The sequence below is a fragment of the Microcystis sp. M53603_WE2 genome (assembly GCF_030065435.1).
In genome coordinates, this window is record NZ_JASJFF010000073.1 from 1 (window position 1) to 1782 (window position 1782).

2 protein-coding genes are annotated in these 1782 nt (G+C 39.1%); one reads left to right on the forward strand and one right to left on the reverse strand.

The features are described from left to right. Positions 1 to 264: 264 nt before the first annotated feature. Positions 265 to 732 (forward strand): hypothetical protein, encoded by a 468-nt coding sequence (locus PX481_RS01765; RefSeq protein WP_002759849.1) that lies wholly within the window; start codon positions 265 to 267, stop codon positions 730 to 732. Between the two features lie 249 nt (positions 733 to 981). Here the strand turns inward: PX481_RS01765 and PX481_RS01770 are convergent. After that, on the reverse strand, positions 982 to 1782 hold an 801-nt coding region (locus PX481_RS01770; RefSeq protein ID WP_288093375.1), incomplete at its 5' end, for an ATP-binding cassette domain-containing protein.

Sequence of the window (1782 nt, forward strand, 5' to 3'; positions counted from 1 at the left end):
AGTAGGTGGGTGGAAGTAAATATAAGATGAACGTAGGTTGGGTTGAAGCATGAAACCCAACTCCCGCATGGGTTACGCTACCGCTAACCCATCCTACAAATAATTGTGCCTCCCTACTTAATTGGAAGCAAGTAGCAATCCCTTTGCTATAATAGGGTCTGCTGAAAAGGTTTTTCCTGGTGGCAGGGTGTGGGGTGTGGGGTTTTACCGATTTTGTTCCTACCTCACCATTAGGATAACTGCTGTAAATGAAATAACCGACTAATGAAAAAGATAATATTGACTTTATTAGCTTGGCTTTTAGTTGCTAACATGAATAGCCAAGGGGTTTTAGCAGTGACGCTCGATTTTCAATGGTTGGGAAATCAAGGCTATACAGCTAAAGGTTCTTTTAGTTATGATGAAAAAACGGCCCCGACTATCTTTTCGGAAAAAGGTTCGGGAAAAATGCGAGTTTTAGAAAATTTTCAAGTATCTTTTTATGATAACAGTGGTCAAGAGATCGCTAAATACGATAATGTCAGCCAGGGAATTTCCTCGGCTAATTATTTTCAGTTTAATTTTAATACCAAAACCGGTCAAGTTTTCGGCTCGATCGATCTGGGGGGTGAAGGGATGGGGGAAATCTATCTTCAAGGGGTGGTTAACGATAATTTGGCCCTCTTGCGGGTGGAGTCGGTAGATCTGGTCATGGATGAGGATGATTCACCAGAAATTATCACTCAGTTTTAACTAGGGTTTGCTGAAAAAGTTTGTTGGTGGGGTTAGGAGTCAGTAACCGGTCGTTTCAGGCTTTGTTATCCTCTTTTTTTGTACCAGTTTATGTACTAAAAGAAGGATGATGCAAGGTTTTTGAAGGTCTTAATCCTATTTTCGCAGCATGAACATCGGAGTTTTAGCAGGTCAAAAGCCTTATTTTAAAAGGGTTTTACCATTATTCAGCCAACCCTAACTAAATCGATCGGGAAAATAGGGATTATCCTAGCCTAATTTTTCCGCTAATTCTAACCAGCGATCGGTTAAATTATCAATTTTTTGACTTAATTGAGCTAATTCTTCGGTCAGAGCGGTTATTTTGGTAAAATCTTCTAGGGGTTCTCCATAAAGTACCTGTTCAATTTCGGCTTTTTTTGCTTCTAAAATTGGTATTTGTTTTTCGATATCTTCGTATTCTTTTTTCTCTTTAAAAGAGATTTTTTTATTGACAGGTGACGGAGAAGCTTTAACAGTTTTTGGGGTGACTTTTTTTTCTTTTGGTTCCTCCTCCTCTTTTTTCTGATCGAGATAAAGGGAATAATTGCCTGGATATTGACGGATATTACCCCCGGTTTCAAAGGCAAAAATAGTATCAACTACTCGATCGAGAAAATAGCGATCATGGGAAACAACAATCACACAACCGTTAAAGTCCTCTAAATATTCTTCTAAAATTGCTAAAGTCTGCACATCGAGATCATTGGTGGGTTCATCTAGGATTAAAACATTAGGCGCACTCATCAAAACTCGTAGTAAAAATAAGCGTCTTCTTTCCCCTCCAGAAAGTTTATAAATTGGTGCATACTGTTGATCGGGAGGAAAGAGAAATTTTTCTAACATCTGGGAAGCGGTAATCACGCTACCGTCTAGGGTTTTGACTAATTCGGCCACACTTTTCAGATATTCGATCACTCTTTGATTTTCGTTGATATTGAGATCATCGGATTGTTGATCGAAGTAACCAATATGAATAGTGGAACCGATGTCAACCGTGCCTGAATCGGGGAGAGTTTTCCCGGTAATAAT

What these genes read in the sequence shown, in the direction of transcription:
- PX481_RS01765 (WP_002759849.1), top strand. Translation starts at nt 265, where the DNA reads ATGAAAAAGATAATATTGACTTTATTAGCTTGGCTTTTAGTTGCTAAC.